This is a genomic window from Kribbella pittospori (assembly GCF_004331465.1).
In the GTDB taxonomy this organism is placed as follows: domain Bacteria; phylum Actinomycetota; class Actinomycetes; order Propionibacteriales; family Kribbellaceae; genus Kribbella; species Kribbella pittospori.
Window position 1 is genome coordinate 12,388 of the sequence record NZ_SJKB01000021.1, and the last position, 23,598, is coordinate 35,985.

The 23,598-nt window shown below is 64.9% G+C and carries 25 protein-coding genes; 17 read left to right on the plus strand and 8 right to left on the minus strand.

Annotated elements, in window-relative coordinates; translation table 11 throughout:
* Window positions 1-70: 70 nt before the first annotated feature.
* The gene (locus E0H73_RS39815; protein WP_165556017.1) at window positions 71-1,189 is read left to right on the plus strand and encodes a lactonase family protein; all 1,119 of its coding nucleotides are present in this window, start codon (window positions 71-73) and stop codon (window positions 1,187-1,189) included.
* 483 nt (window positions 1,190-1,672) lie between these two features.
* On the opposite strand, the gene E0H73_RS47650 is transcribed toward E0H73_RS39815, so the two are convergent.
* Window positions 1,673-2,557 (minus strand): alkyl sulfatase dimerization domain-containing protein, encoded by an 885-nt coding sequence (locus tag E0H73_RS47650; RefSeq protein ID WP_238164577.1) that lies wholly within the window; start codon window positions 2,555-2,557, stop codon window positions 1,673-1,675.
* Window positions 2,558-2,578: 21 nt separating this feature from the next.
* Entirely contained in the window at window positions 2,579-3,556 is a 978-nt protein-coding gene (locus E0H73_RS47655; RefSeq protein ID WP_238164578.1) for an alkyl/aryl-sulfatase, read from the minus strand.
* Window positions 3,557-4,244: 688 nt separating this feature from the next.
* On the opposite strand from E0H73_RS47655, the gene E0H73_RS39830 reads away from it, so the two are divergent.
* The 4 genes from E0H73_RS39830 to E0H73_RS39845 all read left to right on the plus strand — a co-directional run bounded on the left by E0H73_RS39830 (window position 4,245) and on the right by E0H73_RS39845 (window position 7,259).
* Entirely contained in the window at window positions 4,245-4,706 is a 462-nt protein-coding gene (locus E0H73_RS39830; RefSeq protein ID WP_238164579.1) for an SDR family oxidoreductase, read from the plus strand.
* A gap of 110 nt (window positions 4,707-4,816) precedes the next feature.
* Window positions 4,817-5,689, plus strand: coding sequence for a PhzF family phenazine biosynthesis protein (locus E0H73_RS39835; RefSeq protein ID WP_131365509.1), 873 nt, complete (start codon window positions 4,817-4,819; stop codon window positions 5,687-5,689).
* A 31-nt stretch (window positions 5,690-5,720) separates the two neighbouring features.
* Window positions 5,721-6,269 (plus strand): TIGR03086 family metal-binding protein, encoded by a 549-nt coding sequence (locus E0H73_RS39840; protein WP_131365511.1) that lies wholly within the window; start codon window positions 5,721-5,723, stop codon window positions 6,267-6,269.
* Between the two features lie 3 nt (window positions 6,270-6,272).
* Window positions 6,273-7,259, plus strand: a complete 987-nt coding sequence (locus E0H73_RS39845) for an RNA polymerase subunit sigma-70 (RefSeq protein WP_131365513.1) — start codon at window positions 6,273-6,275, stop codon at window positions 7,257-7,259.
* Window positions 7,260-7,353: 94 nt separating this feature from the next.
* Here the strand turns inward: E0H73_RS39845 and E0H73_RS39850 are convergent, their stop codons facing one another.
* The 3 genes from E0H73_RS39850 to E0H73_RS39860 form a co-directional block, all read right to left on the minus strand.
* Window positions 7,354-8,190 carry an oxidoreductase gene (locus tag E0H73_RS39850; RefSeq protein ID WP_131365515.1) on the minus strand — a complete coding sequence of 279 codons (837 nt, stop codon included), beginning with the start codon at window positions 8,188-8,190 and terminating at the stop codon, window positions 7,354-7,356.
* Between the two features lie 179 nt (window positions 8,191-8,369).
* Window positions 8,370-8,984: a DUF4937 domain-containing protein gene (locus tag E0H73_RS39855; protein WP_165556019.1), complete on the minus strand. Its 615-nt coding sequence runs from the start codon at window positions 8,982-8,984 to the stop codon at window positions 8,370-8,372.
* A gap of 289 nt (window positions 8,985-9,273) precedes the next feature.
* Window positions 9,274-9,936, minus strand: coding sequence for a winged helix-turn-helix transcriptional regulator (locus E0H73_RS39860; RefSeq protein WP_202867802.1), 663 nt, complete (start codon window positions 9,934-9,936; stop codon window positions 9,274-9,276).
* A 761-nt stretch (window positions 9,937-10,697) separates the two neighbouring features.
* On the opposite strand from E0H73_RS39860, the gene E0H73_RS39865 reads away from it, so the two are divergent.
* The 4 genes from E0H73_RS39865 to E0H73_RS39880 all read left to right on the plus strand — a co-directional run bounded on the left by E0H73_RS39865 (window position 10,698) and on the right by E0H73_RS39880 (window position 13,663).
* Window positions 10,698-11,351 carry a LysE family translocator gene (locus E0H73_RS39865; protein ID WP_165556020.1) on the plus strand — a complete coding sequence of 218 codons (654 nt, stop codon included), beginning with the start codon at window positions 10,698-10,700 and terminating at the stop codon, window positions 11,349-11,351.
* A gap of 295 nt (window positions 11,352-11,646) precedes the next feature.
* Complete coding sequence (locus tag E0H73_RS39870) at window positions 11,647-12,618, plus strand: zinc-dependent alcohol dehydrogenase family protein (RefSeq protein ID WP_131365523.1); 972 nt, start codon at window positions 11,647-11,649, stop codon at window positions 12,616-12,618.
* A 148-nt stretch (window positions 12,619-12,766) separates the two neighbouring features.
* Complete coding sequence (locus tag E0H73_RS39875) at window positions 12,767-13,087, plus strand: DUF4326 domain-containing protein (protein WP_131365525.1); 321 nt, start codon at window positions 12,767-12,769, stop codon at window positions 13,085-13,087.
* 36 nt (window positions 13,088-13,123) lie between these two features.
* The gene (locus E0H73_RS39880) at window positions 13,124-13,663 is read left to right on the plus strand and encodes an RBBP9/YdeN family alpha/beta hydrolase (protein ID WP_131365527.1); all 540 of its coding nucleotides are present in this window, start codon (window positions 13,124-13,126) and stop codon (window positions 13,661-13,663) included.
* A 255-nt stretch (window positions 13,664-13,918) separates the two neighbouring features.
* On the opposite strand, the gene E0H73_RS48125 is transcribed toward E0H73_RS39880, so the two are convergent.
* Both E0H73_RS48125 and E0H73_RS39885 read right to left on the minus strand, forming a co-directional pair.
* Entirely contained in the window at window positions 13,919-14,047 is a 129-nt protein-coding gene (locus tag E0H73_RS48125; protein ID WP_272949188.1) for a hypothetical protein, read from the minus strand.
* Between the two features lie 184 nt (window positions 14,048-14,231).
* Window positions 14,232-15,272 (minus strand): PLP-dependent cysteine synthase family protein, encoded by a 1,041-nt coding sequence (locus E0H73_RS39885; protein WP_202867803.1) that lies wholly within the window; start codon window positions 15,270-15,272, stop codon window positions 14,232-14,234.
* On the opposite strand from E0H73_RS39885, the gene E0H73_RS39890 reads away from it, so the two are divergent.
* Together E0H73_RS39890 and E0H73_RS39895 are read left to right on the plus strand one after the other, a co-directional pair.
* Window positions 15,271-16,074, plus strand: a complete 804-nt coding sequence (locus tag E0H73_RS39890; RefSeq protein WP_131365639.1) for an aspartate/glutamate racemase family protein — start codon at window positions 15,271-15,273, stop codon at window positions 16,072-16,074. The genes E0H73_RS39885 and E0H73_RS39890 overlap by 2 nt on opposite strands.
* 344 nt (window positions 16,075-16,418) lie before the next feature.
* Window positions 16,419-17,336 (plus strand): GNAT family N-acetyltransferase, encoded by a 918-nt coding sequence (locus E0H73_RS39895; RefSeq protein WP_131365529.1) that lies wholly within the window; start codon window positions 16,419-16,421, stop codon window positions 17,334-17,336.
* 227 nt (window positions 17,337-17,563) lie between these two features.
* Here the strand turns inward: E0H73_RS39895 and E0H73_RS39900 are convergent, their stop codons facing one another.
* On the minus strand, window positions 17,564-18,127 hold the full coding sequence (locus E0H73_RS39900) for a TetR/AcrR family transcriptional regulator (protein ID WP_165556021.1): 564 nt from the start codon (window positions 18,125-18,127) through the stop codon (window positions 17,564-17,566).
* Window positions 18,128-18,382: 255 nt separating this feature from the next.
* On the opposite strand from E0H73_RS39900, the gene E0H73_RS39905 reads away from it, so the two are divergent.
* The 6 genes from E0H73_RS39905 (at window position 18,383) to E0H73_RS39930 (ending at window position 23,457) form a co-directional block, all read left to right on the plus strand.
* A complete protein-coding gene (locus E0H73_RS39905) occupies window positions 18,383-19,723 on the plus strand; it encodes an MFS transporter (protein WP_165556022.1) in 1,341 nt (446 codons plus the stop codon).
* Entirely contained in the window at window positions 19,720-21,015 is a 1,296-nt protein-coding gene (locus E0H73_RS39910; protein WP_202867805.1) for an SGNH/GDSL hydrolase family protein, read from the plus strand. Before E0H73_RS39905 ends, E0H73_RS39910 begins: the two co-directional genes overlap by 4 nt.
* Window positions 21,016-21,329: 314 nt before the next feature.
* A complete protein-coding gene (locus tag E0H73_RS39915) occupies window positions 21,330-21,854 on the plus strand; it encodes a hypothetical protein (RefSeq protein WP_131365535.1) in 525 nt (174 codons plus the stop codon).
* 277 nt (window positions 21,855-22,131) lie between these two features.
* Window positions 22,132-22,710: a hypothetical protein gene (locus E0H73_RS39920; RefSeq protein ID WP_131365537.1), complete on the plus strand. Its 579-nt coding sequence runs from the start codon at window positions 22,132-22,134 to the stop codon at window positions 22,708-22,710.
* A gap of 28 nt (window positions 22,711-22,738) precedes the next feature.
* Window positions 22,739-23,134: a hypothetical protein gene (locus E0H73_RS39925; protein WP_131365539.1), complete on the plus strand. Its 396-nt coding sequence runs from the start codon at window positions 22,739-22,741 to the stop codon at window positions 23,132-23,134.
* 2 nt (window positions 23,135-23,136) lie between these two features.
* A complete protein-coding gene (locus E0H73_RS39930) occupies window positions 23,137-23,457 on the plus strand; it encodes a hypothetical protein (protein ID WP_131365541.1) in 321 nt (106 codons plus the stop codon).
* Window positions 23,458-23,598: the final 141 nt, after the last annotated feature.

The following is a 23,598-nucleotide window of genomic DNA, read 5'->3' on the forward strand; positions in this document are numbered from 1 at the left end:
TCCGCTCAGGGATCGGGGAGAGATTTACTGTCAGAGGCATTCCAGTCTTCCTTGTCTGAGAGGAATTTCCATGCCCATTCATTCTGTCCGGGTTCTGGCGCCCGCCGTAGCTGCCGTTGCGGCGGCGTCGGTGCTGTCGGTCGGTCCGGCGAACGCCGCGGGTCCGGCGGCCGGACGATTCGCCGGGAGCGGCGTCGTCGGTCATGTGTACGAGACGACGAACTCTCCCACCGGCAACGCGGTCCAAGTGTTCGACCGGCTGCGCGACGGCCGGCTACGGGCCGGTGCGACAGTCCCAACTGGTGGCCGGGGACTGGGCGCGTCGCTCGCATCGCAGTACGGCTTGGTCCGTGACGGCGATCTGCTGTTCGCCGTGAACGCCGGTGACGACACGGTCTCGACGCTGGCCATCACCGAGCGTGGCCTTGTCCGCCGTTCGGTCGCCTCCAGCGGAGGCGACCGACCGGTGAGTGTGACCGTCCGGCACGGAGTCGTGTATGTCCTCAACCAGGGCAGCGAGACCATCAGTGGCCTGCGAGTCGGCCACGACGGACGACTGCGGCCGTTACCGCACTCGAGCAGGTCGCTCAGCAAGTCCGGTGCGACCCCGACCGACGCCGCCCAGGTCAGCTTCACCCCCGACGGGCAGAGCCTGGTCGTCACCCACAAGGGCGACCAGACGATCGACACGTTCGCGGTGCGAAACGGCTACGCCGGGTCGGCGACAGCCCACCACTCGTCCGGTGCCACGCCGTACGGGTTCGCCTTTGATCGACGCGGTGACGCGATCGTCTCCGAGGCCGGCCCGTCAGCTGTCTCGTCGTACTCCGTGCACGTCAACCGACTGCGGACGATCAGCGCCTCGGTCGCCGACAAGCAGGCCGCAGCCTGCTGGCTGGTCGTCACCGCCGACGGCCACTACGCGTACACCGTCAACGCGGCGAGCTCTTCGATCTCGTCGTACCGCATCAGTGCCGGTGGGCGACTGCACCTTCTCGCGTCAGTAGCCGCTCCCACCAGCGGCGGTGGCACCGATGCCGCGCTCAGCCCCGACAACAAGTCCCTCTATGTCCGTCTCGCGAACGGCGCCGTCGCCTCGTTCGACGTCCATGACGACGGCTCCCTCACGCCGCAACAAGACATCACCGGAGCCGCCACAACAGGCACCGCCGGACTCGCCAGCAACTAACCGAGTCCAACCAGCACTGTCAAGCAGGGCAGGCCGATCGACAACCTCGATCGACCTGCCAGACAAGGCGGTCGAGCCGCCGCGGTGGCTTCGGCGCAGGCGGCTGCCGATGTCTGCGCCCGACCCGGGGTCCACCAAACCCCGCAACCTCCAAGACCTCGCCGGCGTCTGCCGCGAACGCAACGAAGAGATCCGCAACCCTGACGGTGGCTGGCTCGCCTGGTCGATCGACAACGATGTCTCGGTTCGCGTGGCGCATGAGTGGACTTGGCAGCGTTCGAGCTCGGCCTCGTCGACGAGCTGCGCATGCTCCGCAATCCGGTCGTCTTCGGTCGCGCGATGGGTCTGACTGAACCGCCATCGCCAGCCCGGGTGTTCACCGCGCTGACCGACTCCGACGCCACCTCGCCGGAGATACCGTCGAAGGCCTCTCCGCAGGCTCTCAACCCGCCGACCAGATCAAGCCCATCGCCATATGGGCCTCTACGGAGTGACGATGGCGAAGTTCTTGTCGCCTGGGTCGAGCACGGCGGCGAGTCGGGCTAGGACGGCTCGGTCACCGGTGAGCTCGACACCGGCGGCGGCGAGGGCGTCGGCATTGAGGCCGGCCAGTGCCGGGAGTGCGCGCTTGGTCGTGGTGAGGGTGGCGTCGGCGTGTCCGTGCTGCGGCCGGGCGCTGTAGGTGAGTACGCCGTTCGCGAGGCGGAGTCGGTAGCGTTCGTCGACGTCGGTCAGCGCGACGTCGATGGTGAGTTTCTCGTCCCATGCCTTGGGGCCGTTGACCTGGATCGCGATGGCGTCGAAGAGCATCGCGGGGGTGAGCTGCCCGATCACGTCGGGCGCGGTGGTCTCGGTCGGAGTGCCGAACTGACCGTCTCGGAGCTCGGTCGCGGCGGACAGGTAGAAGTCGCGCCAGGTGCCGTTCTCCGAGCCGTAGCCGAGCTGCTCGTAGGTGTCGGCGAGTACCTCGCGGGCACCGGCATGGTCGGGCTGGGCGAAGACCGCGTGGTTGGCGAGTTCGGCGGCCCAGCGGTAGTCGCCGGCGTCGTACGCCGATCGCGCCTTCTCGACCACGGTGTCGAGCCCGCCGATCGCGTCGACGTACCGCGTGGCGCGCTCGATCGGTGTGTGCTCCCACAGGTGGGCGGGGTTGCCGTCGAACCAGCCGAGATAGCGCTGGTAGATGGCCTTCACGTTGTGGCTGACCGAGCCGTAGTAGCCACGCGTGCTCCACGTGTTCTCGAGCACTGGCGGCAGAGTGATCTCCTCGGCGATCTCCGGTCCGGTCAGGCCTTTGTTCAGCATCCGCAGGGTTTGGTCGTGCAGATAGGCGTAGAGGTCGCGTTGTAGGCCGAGGAACTCGACCACTCGGTCGTTGCCCCAGGTGGGCTAGTGGTGCGAGGCGAAGACGACCTCCACGTCGCCACCGAAGAGGTCGATGGTCTCGGTGAGGTAGTTGGACCAGCCGTGCGGGTCGCGGACGACTGCTCCGCGCAGGGTGAGGAGGTTGTGCAGGTTGTGGGTGGCGTCCTCGGCCGCGCACAGGGCCTTGTGCTCGGGCAGGTAGATCAGGAACTCCGAGGGCGCCTCGGTGTCCGGGGCCATCTGGAAGACCATGCGGACCCCGTCGACGATCTCCTCGTGACCGGTGGTGGTGATCAGGTCAGTCGGCTCCATCAGGGACACGGTGCCGATGGACAGGGTCTGCCCGAGCCCGGCGCCGAGACCGCCCCGGGGGCTGCGGGCGAGCGCCGCGCCGTACATGTAGCCGGCTCGCCGGTTCATCGCGGTGCCGGCGTACACGTTCTCGGACACGGCGTGCTCGATGAACCCGTCGGGCGCGAAGATCCGCACCTGCCCGGAGTCGACCTCTTCCTGGGAGACGAAGCCCTTGATGCCGCCGAAGTGGTCGGCGTGGGAATGGGTGATGACGACCGCCTTCACCGGCCGCTCGCCGCGGTGCTTGCGGTACAGCGCCAACGCGGCCGCACCCGTCTCGACCGACAGGAGTGTGTCGAAGACGATGATGCCTTCGTCGCCCTCGACGATCGAGGTGTTCGACAGGTCCATCCCGCGAACCTGATAGATGCCGTCCGCGACCTCGAACAGCCCGTCGACCGACGCTAGCCTCGACTGCCGCCACAGGCTCGGGTGCACCGTGTCCGGTGCGTCGCCGTCGACGAAGTCGTACGTCGAGTTGTCCCACAGCATCGTGCCGTCTGGCGCACGAACCGGCTCCTCGATCGGCACGATCAGGCCGCGGGTGGCGTCCCCGAAGTCGCGAGTGTCGGAGAACGGCAGCGACGCGAGTGCGTCCTGGTGCTGGGCGCGGATGGCAGCGGTGGCATCTCGGGGTGAGGTCGTCATGCCTCTACTCTTTCCGCCCGCCACGCAGAGCGGCCTCATCCGTAACGGACTACTCCACATCCGGCCTACCCCGAGCAATTCTGATGCGTGGTGTCGATCAGGCGATTAACCCACGGGAGGTGTGCCGATGCCCCATCGAAAGTTTCCAGCGCGATCAGGACGTGGGTGGGATGACCCCCGGACCGGTTGAAGGACTCCTCAGCGTCTCGTGCCCGCAGATACATAGCGAGGTGCTCGTGGTCGAACCAGTACCATCCTCGCGTGTCGCGATCACCGGGAAGCCGACCCGATCCACTGGAACGTCGCGCGTGGGGATGGGCCAAGTGCGCCGGCCGCGACCAGATCCGTTCCTCGCCGTCTCGACGCGCGATCACGGCGGACAGTTGACTGAATTCGTCTGAGCACCGGTGGTGCTTGAGTCTGCGGGCCCCTGGTCTTGCTCATCCGAGCAGCATGGACGCACCGGGGCACCGCTGATCGAACTTGCCCGCGATGATCCGCGACGTGCTGTTGAGTAAAGGCGCTGCACAGGTCTACCGGTGGTGAGCCCGTGGTCCACACCAGTCGATGATGGTGCGAGCGTAATCGGCGGGGGCCTCGAACGGCGGCGCGTGACCCACGCGGTGGAGGACGACCAGGTTCCAGTCGGGGCCCCTGTGCCGTCCAGTCATCGATCGACGCGCGGGGAGTGAGGCGGTCCTCATCGCCCCAGACAGAAGCGATTGGTGGATTGCACCGAGGAGGACTACGACCGCGTCTTCGGCACCAACACCAAGGGTGTGTTCTTGTTCTGCAGCAGGCCGCGAGGCGCGTTAACGACGGTGGCCGGATCATCGTGAGCTCGACCGGCGGGACCAGGATGTTCTTTGCCAACCAGTCGCTGTACCTGGGCAGTAAGGGAGCCGTGGAGCAGTTCGTCCGGGTGCTCGCCACCGAGCTCGGGCCACGCAACGTCACCGTGAACGCGATCTCGCCCGGCCCGACCGAGACCGATATGATGCAGGATCAGCACCGCGACACCGTCGCGATGATGTCGCCGTTCCGGCGCATCGGTCAGCCCGACGATGTGGCTGACGTTGCACTCTTCCTGGCGGGCCATGAAGCCCGCTGGGTCACCGGGCAGAACCTCGCCGGCGGCGGCGTGTTCTGACCCACACGAAAGGCGAAAGTGACCCCAGCGCTGAGGGTTAGGGCGGTCACCCGGGACGCCGAGGCCCCGACTGTGTTCGCACCCAGAGACGGCCGTTCGGTTGCAGGCTCGTGAGCCCGAACATTGTTGTAGTGAACGCCTGCCAGCGTGGTTGGCAGGGCGGAAGCCCCACCGCGGTGGTGGCCGATGACACTTCGCTCAGTGACGCCGAGCGTTGTGCGATACCGGTCACTGCAGGCACCTCGCATGCCGTGTTCATCTCCGCCCAAGACCACAGATCCTCTCGGCCGGAGGTCTCGCTGCGCTTCTTCACCGCCGCTGGTGAGTTGCCTGCGTGTGGGCATGGCACTGTGGCCGCTCTGGCGGTGCTTGCTGAACGCGCTGGAGAGTCGGAGTACGAGGTGACGCTGCAGTCTGGTGGCCGGACGTACCGTGGTCGGGCACGCGGCGGTCGCGGCCGGTTCCGGGCCGATTTCGATCCCGGCCAAGTCGAGCTGCGGGCGATCGCTCGCGGGAAGAGCGAATTGGTCGTGTCCGCCTTGGGTCTTGATCCTGATCAGGGCTCGACGCAATGCCAGATTGCCTCGGTGGGACGGCCGCGGATGCTGGTGCAGGTTCCTGACCGGAGGATGGTCGCAGAGCTGACTCCGGATCTGAACCGTCTGCGCGAGGCCTGCGACTGGCTGGGATTGTTGGGCTGCTACGTCTACAGCGCGCCGCGGCATCACGGTCGTGCCGCGGCGCGCATGTTCGCTCCGTCGATCGGCGTACCTGAAGACATCGCGAACGCAAACAGCACGGCGTGCCTGGCAGTGCACGTGGCGACGCGCGGTTTGGCCACGGTGGAGGTCGATATGGGCGACTCGCTCGGCGCCCCTGCCACGATCATGGCCAGCACCCGTCCCGGTCCCGGAGGTCCACTCGTGCAGGTAGGTGGCACCGCAACGATTCCTTTTCTGTTCCAGGTTGGTCTACCTGATTGACGGGGAATCACGAGCGAGAGGATCACGAGCGATGGAGTTGGACCGCGCATTCGAGAGTACTCTGACCGTTCTGGGCAAGGTTCGGCGTGAGCAACTGGGCGCACCAACACCCTGCGCATCTTGGAACGTTCGCGCACTGGTCAATCACTTCGTCGGTACGGCGCGGTGGTGGGCCGCGACCATCGCCGAAGTTGGTGAGGTCGGTGATGTGGACTACGCCGTCGGGGACTTCGTCGCCGAGTACCAGGAGAGCATACGGATCGCGACCAAAGCGTTCGAAGCCGACGGCGCACTACAGAAGACAGTGCCGCTCCCGTTCGGGGAGTTTCCTGGGGCGGTCCTGCGTGGATTGGCTGCCATGGAGCAGTTCACTCACGGCTGGGACTTGGCGCGTGCGATTGGTCATCCCACGGACTTGGATCCCGGACTCGCCTCGGACTTGCTGGCGCAGGCGAGGCTCGCGATCACCGATTCGTTGCGAGGGGCGGACGGAGACGCGCTGTTCGGACCTGCCAAGGTGGCTCCGGCCGGCGCCGGCCCTGCCGATCAGCTCGCCGCCTTCCTCGGGCGCGCCGTCTGAGTAATGAGCGACGCCACGGCATTCATCGAGGAGACAGAGCCGTTCCGGCGTGAGTTGCTCGCGCATTGCTACCGCATGGTTGGCTCGGTCGTGGAGATCGAGGACTTGGTCCAGGAGACCTACATGCGTGCTTGGCGCTTCTACGACGGATTCGAGCGCCGGTCGTCGGTGCGGACTTGGCTGTATCAGATAGCAACCAATTGCTGCCTGACCGCGCTGACCAAACACAGTCGGCGAGTGCTGCCATCAGACCAGTACGACCCCGAACCGGGCCCAGAGTTGGTGCCGGAGGAGGCCCAACCTGAAGTGGACTGGCTCGAGCCCGTACCTGATGCGATGGTGACCCCGCAATCAGCTGATCCCGCAACGATCATCGCCACCCTCGAAAGCCTTCGGCTGGCTCTAGTCGCGAGCCTCCAGCACCTCCCGCCCAGGCAGCGAGCGGTCCTGATCCTGAGAGATGTTCTGGCCTTCCCCGCGAGCGAGGTCGCGGGCATGCTCGGCACCACAACTGCCACAGTCAAGAGCGCGTTGCAGCGTGCCCGCTCCCGCCTGAGAGAGCTGGCGCTGACGGCTGAACAGATCACCGAGCCGGATGCACCTCAAGTCAGACTCGTGCTGGATGAGTACATGGCAGCGTTCGAAAACGCTGACGCCGCTGCGCTTGAAAGGTTGCTGGTGCGCGACGCGACGCTCGAGGCAACGCCGTTGCGTACCTGGTTCGCCGGCCGGGTGGCCTGCGTGGCCTACCTCCGAGACCGGGTTCTGGGTGCCCCCAACGACTGGCGCATGCTCGCCACCAGCGCCAACGGGCAGCCCGCCGTGGCGGCCTACACTCGGAGTCGTGCTGGGTCCTACCAGGCGTACGGCGTCGTGGTTCTGACTGTCACAACAGAAGGCATCAGCCGGATCGTCTCCTTCGGCGATCCCACTCTGGTAACTCGGTTCGGCTTCCCTCCCGCGCTGTCATCGCGCGGGGATGTCTGTTAGGGGGCGTCAACCACTAGCCAACGAATGCGCCTTGGGGGCTACCGCCTCCAAAGGTAGATCACTTGGTCGAGTGGGCGGTGGCGATCGGCTCGGGTCAGTTGCCGGGGAAGTCGGTAGCGCCGAATGGGGCGACAGCCTCCAGGGCGTCGAGTTGCTGCCGGAGTTTGTCTCGGATGTGGTCGTGGGCCATGGTTCCGAGTGGCAGCCGTAGTGGTGGATGGTCGGTGGCGGCCATCTCGACGATCACCTGTGCAGCTCGGACCGGATCGCCGGGCTGGTTGCCGTCCAGCTGAGCGAGGAGCTGCCTGACTTCTCCGACGCTCTCGGCGTATGCAGACATCGGTGTTGATGACTGCATCGAACCGGTGCTGGCGAACGACGTGCGGTGTGGACCGGGTTCGACGATGGTGACTCCGATGCCGAGGTGCGCGACTTCGGCGGCGAGTGCCTCGGAGAAGCCTTCGACCGCGAACTTGCTGGCGGTGTAGTAGGCCCCGCCAGGAAGTGCCTCGATGCCGTTGAGCGAAGACATTTGGACGAAGCGGCCCGATCGGCGGGCGCGGAAGTACGGCAGCGCGGCGCGGGTAACGTTGATCACTCCATACAAGTTGACATCGAGCTGACGGCGCAGTTCGTCGTCAGCGAGCTCCTCGATCGCTCCGATGTGCCCGTAGCCGGCGTTGTTGACCACTACGTCGACGCCACCTGTGTCATGCTCTGCCTTCTGCATGACGGCGCGGGCGTCGTCGGGATCGGTGACATCCAGACGTGAGGTTAGTGCCCCGTCGCCGAGGGCGTCCAGCGATTCCGGATCGCGAGAGGTGGCAACTACTCGGTCGCCGCGGTCGAGGATTTCCCTGCAGATCGCGCGCCCGAAGCCGCTCGATGCACCGGTCACGAACCACACGCGAGTCCCGTTCTGCTCGGACACGAGTTGTCCTCCTCCAAACGGATGTTTGTTCGATCTTGTACCACCCGTGCCCCAGTCAAGACAGAGCAAACCCACAAGCAATGCAACGGCCGGAGCGGGCTACTGTTGGGTCTGCCTATGGTGCGACCGCGCGCTTCGGTGAAGCACGATGACAGTCGGCCCAACAACGGCTGACGGGGTTAGGTTGTCTCCGGCACGTACCAGGCCGGCTGGATCCCTATCTGGTGACCGACGATCCACTGCGCATCGGGAGCTGGCTCGGCGCGCTCGCGCAGTCCAGGGAAATGCCCTCGCCGGTACTCGTCGTGGGCCTCTGCGGTCTCCCACTGAGTCACAACCAGGAACTCGTTCAATTCCCGCTGAGCTAGGAGCCCACCCTGGAAGCCGGGCGCACGGAGTAAGCCTGGATTCCAGACAGATGCCTGGACGTCGGTGAAGTGCCGAACGCGTTGCGGGTCGACGTCGCAGCGCGCCACGTGCAGCATCTCCTGACCAACTACGCGTTCAGGAGGGTGGCCGATGCTCTGCAGTGTCTCGTACAGCTGCACGTCTATCGTGGCAAACGTGCCAACCTGGCGCGTGGCGAACAGATCGTGTGGCCCGCTCATGAACGCCTCGTAGCTTGTCGGGCTCGCCCACAGGCCGAAGATGTGGGCGATGTTCGGGTTACTCGTGTCCCAACCGCCTCGTTGACCAAGAAATCCTGCGAAGCCAGTGAGATCAGCCCAAGCCCTTTGCCCACGGTCGAATCTCGCCCGATCGCCGACCGTGCACCGGATCCATTTCAACAGCACGCACTCAACTCTATGCGTCAGCCACCAAACGCTGCGGAGGCTGAGGACCGCGTCATCATCGTGACCTTGTCCGACTGGTCGCCCGATCTGACTCTGTTGAAGCTCGTAGCCTGAGCAAGATCGAGGTCCGCCAAGACCAGTGGCATCATCTCGTTGGCGCTGCCGCGAGCTTCCAGGTGCTCGCCGCATGAGTGACGCACTTCCAAACGCCGGGGTGCAAGAAGTAGAGGGTGTCGCTCGATTTTGTCGGCAGATCCATTCGCAGTGGCAGTCCACACCTCAAGCTGAGTCACATGAGGGAGTCGGGCGTGAAGAGGTAGCGCATGAACCAACGCTGGGCCTGGCTGATGAGACGTTGGTCGCCGTGGATGGATACGTCTTGGCGTCGCCGGAGTTGAAGCCAGGTGAGTTCGCCGAGCCACCAGCGCGTGACGGGTTCGGTTGGTGCTTGGATCCAGATATTGACTGGTGCGCCCGTGTCCTCACGACAGAGATTGACCTCCGAGCGCGACAGGTGCAACCAGAAGTATTTGTCCGAAGGTTTTCGATCGACGAAGTCCATGGCAAGCACGACGGTCCGTGTAGGCAGGCTGTCGGTGTCTACCCGCCGCTGCATGTCCCATGTGAGCGCGTTTGTGTCGAGATGATCGCTATCCAAAGGGACACCATGTTCGAGCGTGGTCCACCTGGCGAGCTCTCTGATTACTGGCGCGAGTGCGGCGCCCGTCGGCGTCAGCTCATGGCCATCCTGGGTAGACTCGACGAGTCCGGCCTTCGATAGCTCTCGAAGCCTCGCCGACAGAGTTGCACGTGGAAGTCTCGGGAGTCCCCGCCGGATCTCGGTGAAAGTCCTCGCGCCGACAAGTAGCTCTCGGACGATGAGAAGCGTCCATCGCTCGCCTAGGACCTCCAGGGCGCGCGCAACGGCGCAGAATTGTCCGTACTTCGCCATCACATCATGGTACCGAGCGGACACCTTGTCCGGTCGCGTGCCTTGTTCAGCAGCCCTTCGGCCGATGTTCCTTGGCGTCGCCCTGGCCGGCTCTAGCAGAACGACGAAGCCGGCGCGCCGTTCGGACACGTTCGAGCCCGACCGAGATCGCCGATGGGCAGCTTCCCTTCTATTGGAGCTCCGCGCTATGCGATGGGCGCCGTCTTGCGCGTCGCTCGACACTCGGCTCGCCGCCGATGCCTGAGCGTCGCCACACGCTGATGCAATTCGTCCCAGCAGATGGAGTCCCTCGGTAGAGCCTGGCTTGCACCAGGGGGCAGAGCGCCTTGGTCAGCCACCACGTATGAGTGGGCGACCTACCCCCGACTCTGCGGGTACCGTCGCCATCCGCGACAACTCGTCGCTCTGCGGTCGCTCGGCCCGCCAAGCCTCGCGGCGCTACCAGGTAAGCGCTGCCGTCGTAACGGCCTTCGGAGCGTTGGGTCTCCACGTTCGCCGGCTCGCGCATTTGGCGTCAGGCGACGAGCGTCTTCCTTCGAGCCGAAGCAGCAACGATGTCCATCCTTCGGCGGTCCTCCCGGCAATCGTGGTCGTCTCGTGAGCTAAATCCTCACAAGTGTAGACAGCGGCGGGTTCGGGAACTGAGCGCTCGCGGAAGGCATCTCCTTGCCGCCACCCTCTGGCGGTCGACCGTCAGCTCCCTCTGGTTGTTCCGCCGGGAACCGGTTGTGGCGGGTGTTGGCCGTAGCAATAATGTGGACGTGCCTTCGGAGTCGACCTGGATCGTGTTCGTCGCCACCTCTGTTGGATTCGCGTTGTTGCCCGGCCCCAACGTCGTGTTCCTGTTTGCACGGGCGGTCACATTCGGGCCGTGGTCCGCCTGGCGATCAGCACTCGGGGTCGAGGCCGCCACTACGACGTTCGGCCTTCTGACAGCCGCCGGTCTCTCCCAGGTCATCGCAGCTAGCACCACATTGTTCGGACTGCTGAAGTGGGGAGGCGTCTGCTACCTCTGCTGGTTGGGCATCCGAGCGCTGACCCGGGGCGACTTAGAAGAGCCGGGGCCAGGCATCGACGAGTGCCAGCTACACAGCCGCCCCCGTGGACGCCGTGAGTTCGGCCAAGGGTTCGTCTTGGGTATCTCCAATCCGAAAGTCGCTGTCTTCTTCATCGCGTTCTTGCCACAGTTCGTCAACCCGCACGCACCGGGGGTACCGCAGTTGGTGGCCCTGGGGCTTGTCTTCGCTGCGTGCGGATTCTGTTGTGATGCCTTGTGGTGCGCTGCATCGGGGCTCATTGCGGGCCGCGTTCGCGGCAACCACAACTTGCAACGCCGCGTGCGGCGTACGTCCGGAGTCGTCTATCTGGGTCTGGCAGGCTGGGCGGCCGTCTCGGGCAGCCACCACAGATCGTGACCAAGGCCATCTCGTGCTCGAGCGATCGCTGAGCGAGTCCAGCGCGCCCTGATGCACTCGCAGGGCACAACGGCGGTTCAAAGTTTGAACTAGCCGTATCGCTTGTGCAGACCTGATGGTGCTGTTGGTTGGCCCATGGTTGATCGGGACGGGTGCGCCGAGTGTCTGTCCCGGAATTGAGAGGGCGACACATAGCTGCGTGATCAACAACAGAAGGTGAACCTGCATTGTGGAGCATTCGAAAGTTGTTCGTTTCTATGAGACCGGCGGACCTGAGGTACTTACGGTTGACCAGGTGCCGCTGGTCGAGCCGGAGGGCAACGAGGTGCGCGTGCGAGTCGAGGCGCTCGCACTCAACCGTGCCGACCTGTTGTGGCGTATGGGCGCGTACATCGAGGACCCTCGTCTTCCCGCCGGCATCGGGTACGACTTCGCCGGTGTCGTCGAGGCGGTTGGACCGAACGTCACCAGCCTACGTATCGGATCGCGTGTAAGCAGTTTTCCGATCGCGAGCCTGAACACCTACCAAAATCATGGCGAAACAGCCGTCTACCCCGAGGACGGACTGATCGAGTACCCGTCCGAACTCAGCCCCGAAGAGGCAACTGCGGTCAACACGACCGTGCTGACCGCCTACTTTGCGCTTGTCGAGGTGGCGAAGACGGGACCTGGCGACGCCGTGGTCATGACCGCGGGCAGTAGCGCCACAGCGCTCGCCGCGCTTCAAATCGCACACATGCGAGGCGCGATAGCCATCGCGACGACGCGCACCAGATCTAAGGCGGCCCAACTCGCTGCGGCCGGATTCGACCACGTTATTGCCTTGGACGGCGAGGATGTGGCTGCTCGAGTACTGGAGATCACCGACGGCAGAGGTGCGCACCTGGTGTATGACGCGGTCGCCGGGCCCGGACTCGAGCATCTTGCGCTCGCGACGCGTGTGCGTGGCCACATCATTGTGTATGGCGCACTCGGGACAACCAACGGCGAGGTCACCCCGCTGCCTCTGGCGTCGACCTTCGCCCGCACTATTCGGCTGTATGCGGGCTACAAGATCTATGACTTCACCGGCCATCCACAACTAGGTCTTCCGCGCGATCACGACGCGACTGCTCGCGGGACGGCCTTCCTGCTGGAGGGGCTTCGGACCGGGCAATTGCGCCCTCGCATCGACCGCGTCTTCAGGGGCCTCGAGCAATACGCGGACGCTCAGCGCTACATGGAGAGCAACACGCAGAGCGGGAAGATCGTCGTATCGCTGCGTTGACCGGCGACAGTCGGTCGGAAGGCAAGAACCATCGCCGGCCAATGACACGTCGGCTCGCTACATGGAAATGACCAGCAGCCCGGAACGATCGCCGTACCGGATTGGACTGGACTTACTCGTCCGAACAACAACGGAGTAGCAGAGCCGGATGAAGACGCAGCGCACCACGGTGGTCAACCTGAAGGGGCACTGTGATGACCCGGAGTACGCCGATGTCGTCTACGTAGGCCGGGCGACGTACCGAGGAGGCTGGCACCTGGACGCGTCGCCGTTCGCCAGCCCCTACCGGCCCGGCGCAGACGGCAGCCGGGAACAGGTGATCGAGAAGTACAAGACGTGGCTGCTTGAGCAGCCTCATCTTCTGGCTCGGGTGGCTGAGCTGCGCGGACGTCGGCTCGGCTGCTGGTGCGCGCCGCTTCCCTGTCACGCACAGGTATTGGCCGAGCTGGCTGACAAAGGCGCGGTGTAGCACGCATTACTCGGCCTGGAAGATTGGCGATAACTCGTGCGGTTCGTGATTGTGCCCGGAATCGGTGATTCTGACGACGGGCACTGGCAGACCATCTGGCAGACGAAGTGGGGCGACGAGGCCTCCAGGATTGCACCGAGCTCCTGGACGGAGCCGGATCTGGACGATTGGTGCGAAGCCATCGACCGAGAGGTCCGCGCCGAGAAGGACGTGATGATCGTCGCCCACAGCCTGGGCTGTCTGGCTGTGGCTCATTGGATCGCGACCGGGATGGACGATCCCATTCATGGCGCGTTCCTGGTGACGCCACCCGATCGCTACGCCCGCTCCTTTCCGGCGGCGGCGTCGACCTTCCTTGCCGCGCATGAGCGATCGATCGAGGTCCCAGGGTTGATCGTCTGCAGCGACGACGACCCCTACTGCGCGCCCAAAGCAGCCAAACAGATGGCGCTGCAGTGGGAAATTCCGATGGTCAATGCGGGGGCGCTCGGCCACATCAGTTCTGACAGCGGGATCGACGAGTGGATGCAGGGACAGATGATTTTCAAGGTGTTCCGCGCCCTGACTACCCGATGATGCGGCCGCAGCCGGCGGGATAGCACCATGAGCCGTCTCACCGGATTAGGTGAAGCCAACCGGCGCATCCGGACACGGCGCGGAGGTTGTGTGAGGCCAGGGTAGATCTCGGCGTGCTGCTCGTCGAAGTCATCGCCCACCTCAGGCGCTGTGGTGACCCGAGCGACGGGGATAGCACTCGGCGAGGTTTGGTACCGCAGGAACCGACTCTGGTGATGACACGCACCACCTGAGCCACGGGCACCTGGCCGACCTCTACTTGGCCGGCGTCGGCCCTTTCACGAGCTTCGCGCCGGGAGCACCGCACCAGCAGGTATAGGTGAGCTCGAACACAATCTGACCGCTGAGATCGATCCGGCGGTCCAGGCTGGTCACCATGCTCATCGGCAACAGCATCCGCCGGTCACACACCGAGCACGTAATGACGATCATCGCCGACCCCAGCCGTACGCACGGCTCACGTAGAGCCGCCACACCATGCGCCAGTGTTCCCGAACGTCATCCACGAACCATCTCCACCGCAGGCTCCGGCTCACCTCTATGCGGTCACACATTTGGGCACATCCATTCATTTGCTCAGGTATTTCATGCCGGTGTCACACATCACCGTGACGATCGTCGAGGTCGGGGGGAGCCGTTCGGCCATGCGCAATGCGACGACGACGTTGGCTCCCGTCGACGTGCCGGCGAGCAGGCCCTCCTGCGTACCGAGCCGCACCGCCATCGCCGTCGCCTCCTCCGTCGAGACCAGCTCGATCGCGTCGGCCACAGAGTCGTCCCACAGCGGTACTACGAAGCCGGCGCCGACGCCGTCGATCTTGTGCGCACCAGTCGGGCGCCCGGAGAGGACGGCGGACTCGGCAGGTTCGATCGCGACCATGGTGATCGAGTCGTTGTACTTCCGCAGCTGCTCGACGTTGCCTCGCAATGACGCCGCTGTACCGACGATCTGCACGAACGCGTCCAGCCGACCGTCGGTCTGAGCCCAAATCTCGTCGGCCATCGTGTGATAGGCCTGCAACTGGTCGGTGTTGTTGAGCTGATCGGTCCAGAAGCCACCCGTGTCTGTCGTGATGACTCGGGCCGCTTCGATCATGTCACGCGTGAGTTTCTCCGTCATGCGCCCCTGATCGCTGGCGATCACATGTACCTCGGCGCCGAGGGCCCGCATGTGGGCGAGCTTCTCGGCGGCGAACGCGTCCGAGCTGACGATGTCGAGGGGGTATCCCTTGACCGCGCATATCAGGGCGAGTGAGACGCCTGTGCTGCCACCGGTGTATTCGACCACCCTGCCTCCTGGCTGAAGCCGGCCGTCGGCTTCCGCGGCCTCGATCATCGCCAACGCCATACGGTCCTTGATACTTCCAGTTGGATTGCCGTCCTCCAGCTTGAGCAGGATTCGAGATCCGTTGCGCGGTGTGAGTCGGCGCAGGGGCAGCAACGCCGTATTGCCGATCCGATCCAGAACGGTGCGAGGCACAGAAGCTGACATGTCCATAGGTGCAAGTGTCGACCCGTGAGCAGGAACGGTGCAGTTCAAAGTTTGAACTGGACGTGAAGCGGCGCGGGCGTAACAGTTCGTTTGTCGTAAGGGAGGATCTGTGATCATGGGAACTGGGGAGCTGTCATCGCCGACGTCGGTGAGTGAGGCAGCTAGCGTCGTGGCAGGCTCCGCGGAGCTTCGCCATGCGGGCATCCTTGCTCATACTGTGGAAGGCGCTGCGCTGTGTTTCCTGACCTTCTGTCAGGAGGGGTTCCGTGTGATCGGTCCGCACCATCACCCCGATGTCACCCTTGACTGCATCGCGTTGGGACGTAGTCTTCACGCCTGGGAGAGTGGCGACTATGCCTCCGTCCGAACGGTGCTCGCGCAGAGTGTCGACCGGCTCGTCAGTGCCGGAGCAGACTTCTTCGTGTGCCCGTGCAACACCGCGCACCTGGCACTGGAGGAGCCTGGTGTAGAACTGCCATTGCCTGGTCTGCACATTGCGGACGTCGTTGCCGAGCAAGCAGTGCGGGACGGGCGGCGGGTGGTCGGTGTATTGGGCACCAAACTGACGATGGATGGCCCGATCTACCGGCGGGCGCTTGCTGCTCGGGGAATACGCCATGTAGTCCCGTCGCCGAACGAGCGCGAACTAGTCGACTGGATCATCTATGAAGAACTGGTCAACGGCGTCATCTCGGAGGCATCACGCGAAAAGTGCCTGCAGGTGATCAGGGGTCTGGAGAAGGACGGCTGTGATGTTGTGGCACTGGCCTGTACGGAGATCCCGCTGCTGATCAGCGGGGACGCGGCCTCGCTGCCCCTGCTCGACTCCACCAGGCTGCTGGCTGTCGCGGCCTTCGACATCGCGACCGGTCGGCGACCAATGCCCTCATGGCGCGGCGGCCCGGTCCCGATTCCATAGCCGTGAGGTGGCGTGAGGCTCCGAGAGAGCGGGTGCAGGACGTGATGGGTGAGGCTGTGGATGACCGAGGATGACAAGTACTGGTCGTCCCCGAAAGGCGACTCGATCAAAACTAGTTGCCGATGACAAACTTTAACCCGGGCAATGTGAAGAGGTTGACCGCCAAGCCCCGGCTCAGGTACGCGTGGCGACAGCGTCGCCCTGGTCGACGGTCACGGCCAGATTCGTCGGTTGCGCGGCCGGACCTCTGGGCGTCGGTCGTACACGATCAACTGAGAGTCCGGCGGCATGTTGCAAGGTCAGCGATCCGACAATTCGGCTGCGCGGAATGGTAGACGTTTAGCATGAGTCTCGTTATACGGTTGGTGCGACCTGATGACGCGGTGCACTTCGTCGATCTGCGCCGGCGGGTTACGCCGTACCGGGTCACCACCCCGGCCGCGGTCCGGCATTGGTGGCAGTCCGCGGCCGATGCATCCGGATTGCTCGTGCTCGCCGCTGAACTCGATGGCGAAATCGTCGGGACCGGACACGCCAGCCTGGACACGTGGACCTCCGAGCGAGGGGCTTCGTCGGGGTTCGTCATGGTCGAGCCCGCGCGACGCGGTCGCGGCATCGGAGGAGCCCTCTATGAAGCGCTCCTTGAGCATCTGCGAGATCGCGGCGCGGAGCGGGTGCAGGGTTGGGCGGTCGACGATCCGGAGTCCGTCGCGTGGTGCGGGCGGCGGGGACTGACCCACACTCGGGACTTGCGCTTCTCGCGGCTGGACCTCACTGACATCGATGCACTGCCGGAGGCGCCCCCGATGCCGGACGGAGCGACGATCGCTTCGTGGGCCGAGGTCGGGCCGGTCGGCGTGCACCACGTGACTGCCGCTGCGACGGCCGACGAACCGAACGACATCGCCGTTGACGCGATGCCGTACGGGGAGTGGCTCGCCGACATCTGGCAGGCGCCGGAGACCGATCTCGATGCCAGCACGGTGGTGCTTCTCGACGGAGCACCTGTGGCCTACACCCTGATCGAGGCCGACCACGGTTCGTACCGCGTCTGGTCGGGCGGAACTGGCACGCTTCGGGAGCACCGTGGCCGGGGCCTGGCCAGGATGGCCAAGTCCGCTGCGCTACGCAGGGCAGCGGCGGGCGGAGTCACGGTGGCTTACACCAGCAACGACGCAGCGAACCGACCGATGCTGGCCGTCAACAACTGGCTGGGTTACGAGGCCTGCGGCACCGAATTGTTGTATAGCCGCCAGATTTGATGCGGTCCACCGGCTCGGTGCTACGACGACGATCTGCATCCCACTCCTGCCGCAGCAGTACCGGCCCCCATGGATCGGCGACACACTGTGACCCGTCGAGGTGACCGGGGGAGCGGTGGCACTCGGCAGTGTGGCCACCGCCAAACCGACGTCGATGGGTGCGTGCGGACTCGGCATCGAGATCTGCGAGGTCTGAGGCAACCCGCGGGTCGACCACCGGCAGCCGGTCAGTGGCCGATGGTCGTGATTGCTGGTAGCGCGTCGGAGCAGTGTTGCTGAATGAGCTGACTGGCCAGTTCGACGCCGATTCGCGACGGGCCGGACGGACCGAGGACTGAGGCACTTGCATAGATGCCGTCAATGATGAGAAGCAGTTCGTCTGCGAGTCGATGGGGGTCGACAACGCCAGCCGCGGAAGCAAGGCCACGCAGTTGTTCGCGGATCTCGCGGGCATGCCGGACCGACTCTTGGTGTCCGGGGTGCTGCGGATCCCGGAACTCGCTACTGGTGGTGTGGTACACGCAGCCGAAGTAGCCCTCTGCCGCAACCTGCTCGTGGACCATCTCCACTATGCCGAGCATTTGCCGCGCGGGATCGTCGGGATAGCGCGCGACCACCTCGGCGGACATGTCCCACCACACCGCGCGCATCTGATGCAACCATGCCACGACCAGGTCGTCCTTGCCGGTGAATTCTCGATAGACAAGGCTCTTGCCGATACCAGTCTCGTCGACGAGTTGCTGCATGCCGACGGCGCGCACGCCGTGCTTGCCGAAGAGCTCGGTGGCCACCTTCAGGATGCGCTCTCTCGTGCCGGGGGCTGGTCTCCGTGCCACTTCTGCTCCGTCCGCATCCGGCGAGGCGACCGCCACCTCGTCTCTCAAGTTTGACACAGAGCGGCAACGCGCCTACATTCGGGACCGATCGGTCCGGGACCGATCGGTCCATTAACCTTCTTGCAAGGACGATCTATGACGGATCCAACTCTGAACGATGTCGGTGCCCCGGCACGAAGGTCCGAGGCCGCCAAGCGCGCAGGTCTCATATTGTTCATCGTCTGTGCGGTTCAATTCCTCGATGCGATGGACATCGCGAGCATGGGCCCGGCGCTGCCGAAGATCCAGTCCGACCTGGGCATGTCGCCGTCGGCGCTGCAATGGGTTGTCAGCGCGTATGTCCTCGGATTTGGTGGGTTTCTCCTGCTCGGTGGCCGGCTTGCCGACTTCCTCGAGCGGCGAAGGCTGCTGGTGACCTGGTTGGTGATCTTCGCGATCGCAAGCATTGCCGGCGGACTCGTCACAGCGGGAGAGCCACTTGTTGGTGCGCGACTCTTGAAGGGAGTGAGTGCGGCTTTCACGGCACCTACCGCGTTGGCGATCCTGTTGGACACATATCGGGATGAGCGCGATCGCAATCGTGCCCTCGGCCACTATCTGGCGATCGCATCGATCGGCTTCGTCCTCGGCCTGGTCGCCGGGGGCTTCCTCGCGACCGCATCATGGCGACTCACAATGTTCATGCCTGCCCTCATCGCGCTCGTTGTCGCGATCATGGCCCGGGCGGTCATCGTGCCCGGGCAACGCGGTGAGAGACAGCAGCGGCCTGATCTTCCAGGCGCCGTCACGGTAACCCTTGGTCTGCTCGCGACTGTCTTCGCCGTCAGTCGTGCCGCGGACTCGGGCTGGGTGGCCCCGCTGACGATCGGTGCGGCTCTGGCCGGCGTCCTGCTCATCGCGGCATTCATCATGATCGAGCGGACGGTCCGGGCGCCGCTCATCCCGCTAGGCATTTTCGCGCGCCCACAGCTTGCGGCGGCCAACACCTGCATGCTGTTCCAAGGCAGTTATGTTGCGTTCCAGTTCGTCTCCACGCTGTACTACCAAGACCGCCTCGGCTGGTCTCCGTGGCAAGCCGGGGCGGCGTTCGTGATCGGCGGACTCATCGTGGGTGTCGCTGCCCGCCGGTTCGCCGACGTCGTCAGTCGTCGCGGTGCTTGGCCCCTGGCAACAGTTGGTCTGGCCTTGCAAGCCGTCAGCTATGTCTGGTTTGTCATCGGTCTGGGACACGTGTCGATCTACCCGCTGCTCGTCGTACAGCAGATTCTCGGTGGAGTTGGCTTCGCTGCTGCCTATCCCGCTATGAACATCACAGCGGTCGCCTCCGCTGCACCGGATGAACAGGGCCTGGCTTCCGGGATCTTCATTGCCGCGTCGCAGATCGGCATCGGGCTTGTCGTCGGGGTCACTGCAACCGTGCTGACTTACGCAAGCAACGCCGAGGTCGGCGGCTATCGCGCCGGCTTGTGGTTCGTCATCGGTGTCACCGCGGCGATTACATTGCTCGCGGCAACCACCGCAGTCAAGCACCGGAGGAGGACGACAGCATGAAGAAGTGGGTCATGACGGCCGGGGCTATTGCCGGATTCGTCGGGCTGGTTCCTTCGTCAACGTCCACCGGGGTCACAAGTCTCGCGCAGCAGACTCGATGGGCGGGCGCCTGGACTACGGCGGCTCAGCGGGCCACTGGCGCTGCAGGACTGTCGCTCGATCCCACCTATTTCGAGCCGAACTGGTCCGAGAAAGGCTTCGCCGACCAGACCGTCCGCCAAGTCGTACGGGTGACCGCAGGTGGGACGCAGGTCCGCATCCAGCTCTCCAACCAGTACGGCGGCCGTCCGCTTCATATCGCATCCGCGACGATCGCACGCAGCAGCGCGGGCGCGGCCGTACAGTCTCAGTCCATGCGAGTACTGCGGTTCGATGGCGCCCGTACAGTCACGATCCCACGCGGTGGCAGAGCCAGCAGTGACGCCGTTCCTCTGCGGGTGCGTGCAGGAGAACACCTCACGGTCTCCATGTACCTTAGCGGGCCGACTGGACCAGCCACCTTCCACTACTACGCGCTTGCAACAAGCTACCGCTCAAGTGGCGACCATGCTTCCGACAGACAAGCCACTGCGTTCACCGCCCGCTCACACTCGTGGTATTACCTTGTCGGAGTAGACGTGAGGGGCGCAGGCGTCATGAGTCAGACGGTCGTGGCCTTCGGCGACTCAATTACCGACGGCGCGTTTTCCACCGTGGATCTCGACAACCGGTACCCAGACGTCCTTGCCGACCTCCTCGGGCGCGGCCGGCATGCAGTAGCAGTCGTCAACGAAGGCATCTTCGGGAACCGGCTGTTGAATGATTCGCGGTGCTTCGGAAATAGTGCACTCTCCCGTTTCCACCGCGATGTCCTTGACAGACCCGAAGTAGGCACGCTGATTGTGCTGGAGGGCATCAACGACATCTGGATGAGCGATGCCAACGGCTTCTCTTGCCTCGAGCCCAATCCCACCGTTAGCGCCGAACAGATGATTGCCGCCTATCGGGCGTTGATCGATGGAGCACACCGCCGCGGCATCCGCGTCATCGGGGCAACGTTGCTGCCGTATGGCGGGTTCGCGAGCTACAGTCATCGCGGTGAGGCAGTCCGGCAGGTGCTGAACAGCTGGATCCGCGACACCCACACGTTCGACGCTGTCATCGACTTCGACGCAGTCGTTCGAGATCCTGCACACCCGGACCGCATGTTGCCCACCTTCGACAGCGGCGACCACCTTCATCCGAACGACCGCGGCTACGAAGTGATGGCCGAAGCTGCTTTCTCCGTGCTGAGCCGCGGTCCGCAGCGCTGACTGGGAGGAACGCCTCCTGGACCCTGGGGAAGGCTAGTCGGGGCCAGATCGCCGGCTGGTGCGGCCGGCTAGCTGAGTGCTGCGAGCTACTCATCGGATTCGATTGCCTGCCAGTTGCATGGCGGGAGGCAATCGAGATCCACCTGACTCGCCGCTCGGGCACCGAGGGGAGATGCTGTTGTTGACGCCGTTGATCATGCGCTCCGCCGCCTGCCGTGAGCTCGGATAGAGAAGCAGCGAGGGCGATCCCGTCACGCTCCAAGTGGTGGAACGCAGTCGGCTTTGATACGTGGACGCGGGTACGCTCGGATCCCGTGGAACGCTGGGGAGCAAGTCTGTACGGGAACCCGTGCCGGGACTGCGGCTTCGACTGGTCATTGACGCCTCTTGAGGCTCTGGAATGGGTGAAGCGTCTGCCCGCGAGGTATGGGGTTCTGGTGGACGGTCGCCAAGGAGACGAGCGGCATCCGGAACTGGCCTGGAATGTCGTCGCCTACGTCTGCCACGTTACCGATAATCTGCGCAACTGGGCTGAGAGGCTGGCGGGTGCCCGCCTGTCCGGCCACCGAAATGTCTCGGGATACGACCAAGACCTTCTGGCGCACGCGCGCAGCTACAACGACGCGTCCTTGGCAGGAGCCTTGTGGTCGCTCAAGCGAGCGGCCGACTCCTGGGTGGAATCGGTGTCCGCCGCGCTGGAACAGAACCTCGTGCTCGAGCATTCGACTCGCGGGATCCAGCGGGCCGATGACGTCGCCCGGAACAACGCCCACGACGCCGCCCACCACGCGTGGGACATCGAGAGAATCCTGGCCCATCACGATCGCCCGACACCGTAGTTACCTGACGATCATCGCGTCGGACCGGTTACTGGACTAGTTTGCTCACCCTCGCCGCGGCCGCTTCCGTGTTCGCGACGTTGACAAGGCGCCCTCCAGTGCCGCGCTCGTGAGGAGCTGAGCTCCTATCGCATGCCGTTGCCATCAGCAACGCAGCCCGTCCAGCACCGCGAGCCGGCGTCCGAGGGGCCCGTCCAAGGCGTCCGGACGGATCGCGAAGGCCGACATAGAGCCACGGGCTGGCACCGTGCCGAATCTTGTCTCGGACGCTGATCACGTGCCCGAGATCGGAAGCCGGGCCCTGCCCACCATTCTTTCGTTTCATAGCCTCGGCGAGCTCGGCGGCCGACTCACCCCACTGTCACACATCATCACCACTGGCCTGATCCCCGACCCCTCTTCGAGCAAGGCGACCAGGGTGTGCTGGGCGATGGCCGGCGCCCTGCTGCTGTTGTGCTTCGCGTTTCCGATGGACGGCCAAGGTGGCGACGAGATCATCTCCGGCGACTCGGCGGGCGACTTCCAGCCCGCGCTCACCGCTTTCTGGACGGCCGTGACTGTGCTGGCCGCAGGGTTGCTGATCGCCGGTGCCGCTGGCTGGCACGGTGGGCGGATGACCACCACCCTCGGCATCGTGGCGTCCGTGCTCGCCGCGATCGCCGGGCCCTCGCGATCGCGGCGGCGGTGGAGGACGAGCTGGCCGTCGGTACCTTCATCGCCCTGGCCGGCGTCGCTCTGGCGATCGCTGGCACCGTATGCACCGGGTGGCCGCGCAGCACCCACCGATGCCGCAGTAGCCCGTGTTGGCGTCTGCTCGGCTCGGGACGCCGCCGCTGCCCGCGGGTGTGTCGCTTGATCTGTCGCGCAGAGTGACGCAGAGCTGTATGATCTACCTCACATCCTGCGCCGTGGGGGAGCGGGAGCCGATGGGGGGAGCCTCGGTGGCCTTTGATTCGAAGCGGCTGTATGTCCAAGTCCCCTGTCGAGGGGAGACATCCGAGATCGAGGAGACGGTCCAGGTCGTGCCGCCGACCTTCTGCCGTTATCCCTCGGAGACGCGGTTCGTGCAGGTGCCGATTGCACAGTGCCCGCTGGTTTCCGTCCTCCCAACCCGGTGCGCGGCGCTCAGCGAGGACCGTGGCGTCGACCCGGACACCGTGCTAGTGACGCCCGAGTCCCTGATCACGCTGCGGCGCACGCTCGAGTTGCGCCTGGCCATGGTCAAGGAAGCCGAGGTGGCGGTCGCGCGACGGCACGCCCTTGACGGGGACGGAGCTTAGCGATGCCATTCAATGCCAAGAAGTTGCGCGTCGTGCTGCCCGGCGGCGACGTCGTCGGAGCTGACGAGCCTCGAGTCTTACCCGTCGCCCTTGACTTCGGTGCGGCCGACATCGACACCCTGGACTGCTTTGCCGCCGCCCATCAGGTCGTCACCGACGGCTGGTGCTGGAGCGACTCCTGTATGGATCAGTTTTCCGAGCCGAAGCTGCTGTATGCCGTCCCGGCAGAGATGCTCCCCATGCTGCGCGAGGCCCTTGAGGCCCAGTTGGTGGAGTGCGATCGGGCGCAAGAGGCACTGTCACGGTCGCAGGTCGACCAGTAGACGCAACCACTGTGGCGACGCCCGCAGTCGACGTACCTGATCCCGCGGCAGGCATGCTTCGATCCGGCCGCGGGTACGAGCTCGTCGCCTGGGAACGCTGCGCGGCCGAGGTTCGCGACGCACTCGCGGCCGCAGGTGACG